We start from the raw sequence: 9,114 nt of genomic DNA, 5'->3' as shown, positions 1-9,114 counted from the left end.
ACCCATTCAATCTTCTGCTTCCCTGACGGCGCTAAGCCAACATTTGCAATATCACTCATTTCATTTCCTCCGTTAATTCTTTTAAATAGTCTTGAAAATCGTCACGCAGATCGTCGCGGTCGAGCGCAAACTCGCAGGTCGCTTTCAAAAAGCCAAGTCTGTCACCTACGTCGTAGCGTTTTCCTTCAAATTCATACGCATAGACCGGCTCTTTTTCGAGCAGATTCTGCAGCGCGTCTGTCAGCTGTATTTCTCCGCCTTTGCCGGGCTGTGTCCTGTCGATCGCGTTGAATATTTCCGGCGTAATCACATATCTGCCCATGATGCCCAGATCGGATGGTGCTTCGGCACTCGTTGGCTTCTCTACCAGCCTGTCAACATTATGGAGCCGCCCCTCCATATCTTTGGTGGCAATAATACCATATTTATCCGTATCCCTTTTTGCAACCTTTTGCACACCGATCACTGTCGATCCGCATTCTTCATACGCATCGATCAGCTGCTTCAAAGCAGGTTTCTTGCTTTTTACAATATCGTCCCCGAGTATAACGCCAAACGGCTCGTCGCCGATAAAATCACGCGCCGTACCGATCGCATGCCCTAAACCAAGCGGTTCTTTTTGACGCACATACATGACATTGACAAGGTTTGCGATATCATCTACGAGCTGCAACAGCTCGCATTTTCCTTTTTTATTGAGCTCAAGCTCGAGCTCGATCGATTTATCAAAATGGTCTTCGATCGCGCGCTTGCTTCTTCCAGTGATGATAACGATGCTTTCAATCCCGCTGGCAACGGCTTCCTCCACGATATATTGAATCGTCGGTTTATCGACGATAGGCAACATCTCCTTGGGCTGCGCTTTGGTGGCGGGCAAAAAACGGGTCCCCAGCCCCGCTGCGGGGATTACTGCTTTTCTGATCTTCATTTCAGTCCTCCATAGTAATCATCTATCATTTTTTGCATTTCTTCTTTTACATAACGGCACATCAGCACCGTTTGCTTGGGCTCTTTTAACCCTTCCGTTCCCGGCACGTCTTTTAAGTATACCGGCTTTCCCACGATCAGGTTGATCTTGTTTTTCTTGGGAAATACAAAAGTGAGCGGCAAAACAGGCACGTCATTTTTGACTGCAAAATGAAAAGCACCATTTTTGAATTTACGCAGCTCCTTAGAGTATGGCGATATTTCGGCTTCCGGATACATATGAACCTTACGTGTTGTATTTTGAAGCGTATCGTTCATCTGCGCGGAAAACCTCTCAAAATTTTTCAGATCGTCCGGCAGCGGTACACCACGCAGCACGCGCACCAGTCCACCGATGATAAACGCTTCAAAATTGTGCTTTAGCGCCACAAAATAAGGAGCGCTTGGATAAAATACATATGTCAGCATTGGCGAATCCATATTGTGTACATGGTTTGCTACCGTGATTGCCGCGGTCTTCCTCACAAGCTTCGCATTCTTTTTACCGATCACATGAAAGCCCCAGCGTATTTTAAAGAAAAGATAACCAAAGGGCATTCCTACAAACATCGCAAAATAATACAAAAAGCGCAAAAAAATATTTCTTGTCACATACTGGTAATCTTCATCCAAGTGCAGCTTGATCGGAGACCACATTCTTTCAGCGGGTCCTTTTCTGCGTTTCGGTTCTTCCGCTGTTTCTTCCGTTTCAGTGCTTCGGTTTTCTTCCGTCATTTCCACATTCTTCCCCAATAATTTTGATCATGATTTTCTTGTTTCTCTTGCCATCGAACTCGCCATAAAAGATTTGTTCCCACAGCCCGAAATCCAGACGCCCTTCTGTGACCGCTACGACGACCTCGCGCCCCATAACAGAACGCTTGAGATGCGCATCGGCATTGTCTTCAGAACCGTTGTGTGCGTATTGGCTGTATGGTTTTTCAGGCGCAAGCTGCTCCAGCCACTTTTCCAAGTCGGCATGCAGACCGCTTTCGTCATCATTGATAAATACACTTGCCGTGATGTGCATGGCATTGACAAGGCACAGGCCTTCCTTGATTCCACTCTGTGCAAGGGCATTTTCAACACGTGGCGTAATATTGATAAACTGTCTTCTGCTTGGAATAGTAAGCTCTAATATCTCGCGATAACTTTTCATAATGGCAACATCCTTTTCTCCATAACAATAGATATTACATTATATCACAAAATTCCGCTCTTTCACAAGCCAAAACACCCGCAAGGATTCTTGCGGGTGTTTGTTTTATCAACATTTCTATTTATTTTTCTTCTTCTGCCGACTCTTCTGTAACAACTTCTGTTTCGATCACTATTTCTTCTTCAGCCGCAATTTCTTCAGCCTTCTCGGTCTCTTCTTCCATGATCTCTGCCGCTGCTTTTGCTTCTACAAACGCTTCGCCTTCCGCAGCCATTTCTTCCACTTCGTCAGCGATTTCTTCTACGCGCGCTTCAATGCGTTCCACGATGTCAGCTTCTTCATCACTCATCGCGAAAATCACCTTGTCAAACGTACGCTTGCTGCGCGTGATCAGAACGAGCAACAGGTTGAACACAACGATTACCGCGCTCTTGGAAAGCAGGACAACCAGGCGGTAGATCGCCAGATTTTCCACGCTCATCAGCGACATAAGGTTTATTGCAAAGAAAATGACCGTGAACACGATCGAAACAGCGAGACATACCCACTGGATCATGTTCAGTATCTTTTTGTTGCTGTTGTCCCAGTTTGCGATCATTGCTACCGTCGCCACCATCAGTGCGATCCACGGTACAAAATCTGCAAATAGATCAATACTGGCTACACCCTGTACGACATTCGCAAAGAACGTTGCCGCATACATGACAGACAAGAGCAGCACGCCCCATACCCAGATTTTCGACATCAGCTCGCGTCTTTCTTTTGCAAAGAAAATGCCGATCACGAACAACACCATCGAGATAAGTGCAAACCCGCCGATCAAATACAAATTACTGATAACACTTGCGAATGACATCGGCGTGCCTGCCGTTTCAGCAAACAGGCCTAAAAAGCCAAAAAGTGCAACAATAAATCCTCCGATAAGCACAACAACCAGGACAGATACAATGTTGATCGCCAGATTACTCTGACTTTTTACTGTCTGATCCTTTTTTAATGTTTCTTCCATTGAAGAATACCTTCCTTTCTTTATAAAAGCATATGATATATGGTCTGATACTTCCCAATTATTAAAAAACTATTTTTTATTGTCTTTTTCGCGCAGCTCTACGCGCCTGATCTTTCCGCTGATCGTTTTGGGCAATTCTTTAACAAATTCGATCTCACGCGGATATTTATAAGGAGCTGTCGACTTTTTCACATGATCCTGCAGCTCTTTTTTCAATGCTTCGCCCGGCTCATAGCCTTCCGAAAGAACGATCGTAGCCTTTATGATCTGTCCACGTTCCGGATGCGGCACGCCCGTGATCGCCGTCTCCAGCACGGCCGGATGCTCCATCAGAGCACTCTACACTTCAAAAGGACCAATGCGGTAGCCGGAAGATTTAATGACATCGTCGCTGCGGCCGACATACCAAAAATATCCGTCCTCGTCCTTCCACGCAACGTCGCCTGTGTGGTAAAGTCCATCGTGCCATACTTTATGCGTCAGCTCGTCATCTTTATAATAACCGAGGAACATTCCGATCGGAACCTTTTTATCTGTACGGATAACGATCTCGCCCGTCTCGCCCGGAGAGCATGAATCTCCATCCTCATTGATGATATCGATATCGTACATTGCGTTCGGTTTTCCCATAGAACCCGGCCGCGGCTCCATCCAAAGGAAGTTGCCGATCGTGACCGTCAACTCTGTCTGTCCGTATATTTCCATCAGCTTGAGGCCTGTCGCCTCGAGGAACTGATAATAAACCTCCGGGTTCAGCGGTTCTCCGGCGATCGTAACATACTTCAGCGAGGAAAGATCGTATTTGGTAAGGTCTTCCTTGATGAAATAGCGATAGATCGTCGGCGGCGCACAAAACGTCGTCACCTTATATTTCTCAATTTTCTTAAGCAGCAAATCGGGCACGAACTTGTCCATATCATAAACAAAGATACATGTTTCCGCCAGCCACTGCCCGTAAAGTTTGCCCCAGGCGCTCTTTGCCCATCCCGTTTCTGCAACCGTCAGATGCAGGCCGTCCGGATCTGCATTGTGCCAATATACTGCCGTCACAATGTGCCCCAACGGATATAAGAAATCATGCGCAACCATTTTAGGCATCCCTGTCGTACCTGAGGTGAAATACAAAAGCATGATATCTTCGTTTTGCGTTGCTTCATTCCCTTGCGGACGTTCGAATACATCGCTGTATTTTTCCATCTCCGTCCAGAATTCCAGCCATCCGTCGCGCTGCTCGCCGACGATCACCTTTTTTTCCAGCGTGGGGGAGTCTTCCATCGCGTCTTCTACATGCTCTTTCAGTTCACCGTCTTTGGTGCTGATGATCATTTTTACGTCAGCCGCGTTGTTGCGGTACACGATATCTTTCTTTGTCAACAAATGCGTCGCCGGGATAGCGATCGCCCCCAGCTTGTGCAGCGCCATGATCACGATCCAGAATTCGTAGTGACGCTTTAAGATCAGCATGACCTTATCGCCCTTTTTGATCCCCTCGGCCTTTAAAAAATTTGCCGCTTGTGAAGACAGCCTGCTCATGTCGTCAAAGGTGAGCGTACGCTCTTTCTCTTCGTCATTCGTCCACAAAAGTGCGCGCTTATCTGGCTGCTCTTTTGCCAGTACATCTAAAACATCAAAAGCAAAATTGAAATTCTCTGGTACAATCGTTTCAAACCTTTGCGCAAATTCCTCATAGCTGGAAAATCCTGTCGTGCTATACTTCTCAAACATCCTCATGTATCTTACCTGTCCTCACTTGGAAATGATCGCTAAAAATTTACAGGGCTGTCCGTTCTCTGCGCGCATCGCGTGTGGCGTAGCGGCATTGAAATATACCACATCACCCTCACTGAGCCGCACCTCCGAGTCCTGAATAAACAGCGTCATGCTGCCCTCTATGACATAATTCAGTTCTTGTCCTTCGTGTGCGTTTTTTTGTACGGCCTCCGTATCCTTAGGCTCTACCGTGACCAAAAACGGCTCCATATGCCGATCTTTGAATATATACGCCAAATGCTGGTATTTATACGCTTTACGGCGTTCCATTTTCAAGCCTTCGCCTTTTCTTACCAGCGAATAGGTTTTAAGCCTGGCGTTTTCCCCTGTAAGAAGCTCTGTGATGTCGACCCCCAGACGGTTTGAGACCGTATATAAAAAACTGAACGGAAAATCTTTGTTCCCCGCCTCATATTCCAGATATTCTTCTTCCGATTTACCGGTAAGAGAAGCCATCTCACCTGTTTCTATCTCTTCGATCTCACGTAATGCGCGTAATCTTTGCGCAATTTCTTTGATCTGATCCATTCTGACACCAACTTTCTACACAGAAAAGCCCCATGCTTCCGCACAGAGCTTAAGGACTATTTTACTTTGACTTCCTCGCTTTGGAAAACAGCGATCACGCCTTTTTGATCCCAGATCGTATGTTCTCCCGTCAGGTTCTGGAATTTGCTGCCATACTTCTCTTTGACCGCTTCCGGCTGTCCGTCTGATTTTTGTGTATCGAAAGTGATAAACCCATATACGGTTTCCGGCCACTCGTCAGTCCTTTTAAAATCCCATGTTAGATTATCACCGTTTTTGGTGATCTTCTGCTGTTCTATCATAATACCATTTGCATTCAGAACAGAAATAATACCGTTTGTCCCATCCATTAAGTTCGTTTCGCCGGAGACCGTCAGCGTATCCCCGTTAAGAACCGCGTTACACGATCCTGTCACCTCTGTTGTCGTCCCGTCCGCTACCGGACGTTTGATCTCCTGAGCACCGTTACAGCCTGTAAAGACCAGTACCGCGGCAATTGTAATCACCAATAATATAATAAGCTTTTTCTTCATATCTGCTCTGTTTGCCCCTTTCGCAAAAAACACCTTCTAATAGTATAGTTAAAACGCCATGAGATGTAAAGTTTTTTCCTTAAAACAGGCGTTATATTTCTATGCTCAGCATCCCGCCACGCCAACACTTTTGCGTATCCCACGCGCGCAGAAAATCAAATTCGTGCCTACTCCCCCATGTTGCAAAGCTGACCTGCATCTTATCCTCCGATAATTCATACCCCGTGAGATTGAACCAGTGCCACTCGTATTCATCAAAGGCAGGGTCTGCATGCTTGAGCATCAGGTACATGACAGGCAAGCCTGCGTCGATTGACTTTGTCACGAAGTCCCGTGCATCCCCAAGCGGGTCACATCCCGGCAACTTCCTGAGCTTCATATCGACCCTAGTCGTCGCGATATATTTTTGAAACATCTTCTCAAATTTGTCTATGCTCGTCAGTCCGCCAATGCCCGGATGAATGTATTGATACACCGTTTCAAAGAAACGCAGGAAATCTTCCTTGGTCACATTTTGGGGGTCATATGGATAAAGCCCCTTATATTGTGGAAATTCCTTTGCCAAGTAAATGCAAGCCTCACACGCACATACGGCAGAACAACCGCCCAGCTTCATCATCGGATGTGTATGCCAGTTTTGATCTCCGCCATAGTATTGTCCGTCTATCTTAGGAAAGTCAAGTTCTCTTTTCATATGGCTATTATACCACATTCTCTTATGTTGACAAACTGTAATATATACATCAAAATAGAAATGCTCGGGAAATTTTTGCACATTATTTTAGGAGAAACAAAATGAACAATGATTTGAAAATAGCAAATTCCGTAAAGGCTGAACCCATCGACTGTATTGCGGCAGGCTTGGGGATCGACGAAGAATATTTGATCCACTATGGTAAAAGCATTGCCAAGGTCTCGCTTGAAGCTCTCAAAACAGCACCGAAAGATTCTGGTGGCAAGCTTGTACTTGTAACAGCTATAAGCCCTACCCCTGCCGGCGAAGGCAAAACGACGGTATCCATCGGCCTGGCGGACGGATTATCAAAACTTGGAAAAAAATCATGTCTTGCTCTGCGCGAGCCTTCTTTGGGTCCGATCTTCGGCATCAAGGGCGGCGCTACCGGCGGCGGATATGCGCAGGCGATCCCCATGGAGGATATCAACCTGCATTTCACAGGCGATATCTCTGCTGTGACCACCGCGAACAATCTGCTGTGCGCCATGATCGATAACCATATCTATCATGGAAACGAGCTTCGTCTGGACGTCAATAATATTGTATTTAAGCGCTGCATGGACATGAACGACCGTGCCTTGCGCAACATCGTATGTGGGCTTGGGCAGCGTACCGACGGCGTGCCGCGCGAGGACGGGTTCAATATCACAGCTGCCTCGGAGATCATGGCCATCCTGTGTATGGCGACAGATTTGAATGACCTGAAAAATCGGCTGAACCATATTACCGTCGGCTATAACATGGACGGTGACGCTATATTTGCCAAAGACCTGCAGGCAGGCGGTGCAATGACTGTCGTATTAAAAGAAGCGCTCCGTCCGAACCTTGTGCAGACTTTAGAGCATACGCCTGTCTTTATGCATGGAGGCCCTTTTGCCAATATCGCACATGGCTGCAACAGCATTCTTGCAACAAAAATGGCGCTTGCTTTTTCTGATTTTACTGTCACCGAAGCCGGTTTTGGCGCAGACCTTGGAGCGGAGAAGTTTCTCGATATCAAATGCCGCAACGCTGATGTCTGGCCGGACGCGGTCGTTCTTGTCGTCACCGCGCGTGCCATGAAATATCATGGAGGCGTCAAAAAGGAAAACGTATCGGAAGAAAACATAGAAGCGCTCAAGCAGGGTCTTGCGAACCTTGACCGCCACGTCCACAATCTGAGGGATGTGTACGGACTGCCTGTCGTGATCGCAATCAACCACTTTACTGCGGATACACATGCGGAGATCACTGTACTAAAAGAGCATGCCGCAAAACTCGATATCCCCGCTTCGATATGTGACGTATGGGCAAAAGGCGGTGAGGGCGCGCTGGAGCTTGCGCAGATGGTCGAAGATGCGATGCCTGTCCATTCCTCCCCCAGCCATCCATATGATTATGCACAGCCTGTTGAAGAAAAGATACGCGGGATCGCTACAAAAATTTACGGTGCCGAGGGTGTAGATTTTACACGCAAGGCTTCTCAGCGGCTGCGTATGTTTGAAGAACAAGGCTATAGCAACTTACCCGTATGTATTGCAAAAACACAGTATTCTTTTTCCGATGACGCCTCCAAATTAGGCGCACCGGACGGCTTCCGCCTCGAGGTTCGCGATGTGCGCCTCAATTCCGGCGCAGGCTTCATCGTAGCAATGTGCGGCAATATCATGCGTATGCCCGGTTTGCCGAAAAAGCCCGCTGCAATCAATATCGATATTGATGAGAATGGTGAGACTGTCGGCTTATTCTAAAGATACAAAAAAGACGTATACCTTGTATACGTCTTTTTTATTACAATTATTTTTGCTCGGTGATCCGTTTATACATCAATGTCTCAATTACTGCGATCATGCCGCAACGCGACGTAATATCAAGGTCGTCATAGGAAACGTCGTCAGCAAAGATATAAAAGTTCAGATCACTCATGTTCTGGATGATGTTGTTATCCGCACGCGTGATTGAAATGATCGTCGGCGTCGCTACGGTGACGATCTGCTCGATATATCGCGCGAGGATCTTGTTGTTACCTGAATAGGAGAGAACCAATAGTACATCTTCCCTTTTGATACGTTTGATGATGGATGCGATCTCGTAATCCTCTACCGGCGTTTCTACATCATAGCCGAGCACCATCAATATCCGGCGGATATAACGCGCCACATCTTCACTTAAGCCGCACCCCAGAATATAAACTTTGGGATAGCGATCCATGATCCTGTTGAATTTCTCGATTTTGTCATTGCTTATCACCTTTACGGCTTCGATCACATTTTTCAGGTATTCTTCCTGATAGTTTTCCTTGTGCATCACATTGGGAATGGTGATCTCTCGCGACGACATTTCCGTTAGCTGGATCATCGCCGTAAATTCTGCATAGCCCGAAAATCCGAGTTTTTTTACAAAGCGAAACAATGTTGTCGTCGATACAAAGCAC

At 46.6% G+C, this 9,114-nt stretch carries 9 protein-coding genes and 1 pseudogene; 1 reads left to right on the top strand and 9 read right to left on the bottom strand.

Features of this window, described 5'->3' with window-relative positions; genetic code table 11:
• Positions 1-55: 55 nt before the first annotated feature.
• From galU to VB081_RS10435, 8 genes and pseudogenes are all read right to left on the bottom strand, one after another.
• Positions 56-928 (bottom strand): UTP--glucose-1-phosphate uridylyltransferase GalU, encoded by an 873-nt coding sequence (gene galU / locus VB081_RS10470; RefSeq protein WP_323400766.1) that lies wholly within the window; start codon positions 926-928, stop codon positions 56-58.
• Positions 925-1,701, bottom strand: a complete 777-nt coding sequence (locus tag VB081_RS10465; protein WP_323400765.1) for a lysophospholipid acyltransferase family protein — start codon at positions 1,699-1,701, stop codon at positions 925-927. The genes galU and VB081_RS10465 overlap by 4 nt, the downstream gene beginning before the upstream one ends.
• Positions 1,676-2,125 carry a secondary thiamine-phosphate synthase enzyme YjbQ gene (locus VB081_RS10460; RefSeq protein ID WP_323400764.1) on the bottom strand — a complete coding sequence of 150 codons (450 nt, stop codon included), beginning with the start codon at positions 2,123-2,125 and terminating at the stop codon, positions 1,676-1,678. The genes VB081_RS10465 and VB081_RS10460 overlap by 26 nt, the downstream gene beginning before the upstream one ends.
• Before the next feature lie 121 nt (positions 2,126-2,246).
• Entirely contained in the window at positions 2,247-3,134 is an 888-nt protein-coding gene (locus VB081_RS10455) for a hypothetical protein (protein WP_323400763.1), read from the bottom strand.
• Between the two features lie 69 nt (positions 3,135-3,203).
• Positions 3,204-4,859 (bottom strand): annotated as a pseudogene (locus tag VB081_RS10450) (AMP-binding protein).
• A 21-nt stretch (positions 4,860-4,880) separates the two neighbouring features.
• Positions 4,881-5,432: a cupin domain-containing protein gene (locus VB081_RS10445; protein WP_323400762.1), complete on the bottom strand. Its 552-nt coding sequence runs from the start codon at positions 5,430-5,432 to the stop codon at positions 4,881-4,883.
• 56 nt (positions 5,433-5,488) lie between these two features.
• Positions 5,489-5,965 carry a hypothetical protein gene (locus VB081_RS10440; RefSeq protein WP_323400761.1) on the bottom strand — a complete coding sequence of 159 codons (477 nt, stop codon included), beginning with the start codon at positions 5,963-5,965 and terminating at the stop codon, positions 5,489-5,491.
• Between the two features lie 91 nt (positions 5,966-6,056).
• Complete coding sequence (locus VB081_RS10435; RefSeq protein ID WP_323400760.1) at positions 6,057-6,659, bottom strand: hypothetical protein; 603 nt, start codon at positions 6,657-6,659, stop codon at positions 6,057-6,059.
• A 101-nt stretch (positions 6,660-6,760) separates the two neighbouring features.
• Here VB081_RS10435 and VB081_RS10430 point away from each other — a divergent pair, with 101 nt between their 5' ends.
• Entirely contained in the window at positions 6,761-8,431 is a 1,671-nt protein-coding gene (locus VB081_RS10430; RefSeq protein WP_323400759.1) for a formate--tetrahydrofolate ligase, read from the top strand.
• 46 nt (positions 8,432-8,477) lie between these two features.
• Here the strand turns inward: VB081_RS10430 and VB081_RS10425 are convergent.
• On the bottom strand, positions 8,478-9,114 hold a 637-nt coding region (locus tag VB081_RS10425), incomplete at its 5' end, for a MurR/RpiR family transcriptional regulator (protein WP_323400758.1).

The sequence above is a fragment of the Christensenella sp. genome (assembly GCF_034927525.1).
In the GTDB taxonomy this organism is placed as follows: domain Bacteria; phylum Bacillota; class Clostridia; order Christensenellales; family Christensenellaceae; genus Christensenella.
This window is presented reverse-complemented; position numbering and strand designations above follow the sequence as displayed.

Excerpts from the sequence above, each read along its gene's own strand:
- VB081_RS10465 (WP_323400765.1), bottom strand. The coding sequence starts at position 1,701 with ATGACGGAAGAAAACCGAAGCACTGAAACGGAAGAAACAGCGGAAGAA.
- VB081_RS10430 (WP_323400759.1), top strand. The coding sequence starts at position 6,761 with ATGAACAATGATTTGAAAATAGCAAATTCCGTAAAGGCTGAACCCATC.
- VB081_RS10440 (WP_323400761.1), bottom strand. The coding sequence starts at position 5,965 with ATGAAGAAAAAGCTTATTATATTATTGGTGATTACAATTGCCGCGGTA.
- VB081_RS10435 (WP_323400760.1), bottom strand. The coding sequence starts at position 6,659 with ATGAAAAGAGAACTTGACTTTCCTAAGATAGACGGACAATACTATGGC.
- VB081_RS10445 (WP_323400762.1), bottom strand. The coding sequence starts at position 5,432 with ATGGATCAGATCAAAGAAATTGCGCAAAGATTACGCGCATTACGTGAG.
- VB081_RS10455 (WP_323400763.1), bottom strand. The coding sequence starts at position 3,134 with ATGGAAGAAACATTAAAAAAGGATCAGACAGTAAAAAGTCAGAGTAAT.
- galU (WP_323400766.1), bottom strand. The coding sequence starts at position 928 with ATGAAGATCAGAAAAGCAGTAATCCCCGCAGCGGGGCTGGGGACCCGT.
- VB081_RS10460 (WP_323400764.1), bottom strand. The coding sequence starts at position 2,125 with ATGAAAAGTTATCGCGAGATATTAGAGCTTACTATTCCAAGCAGAAGA.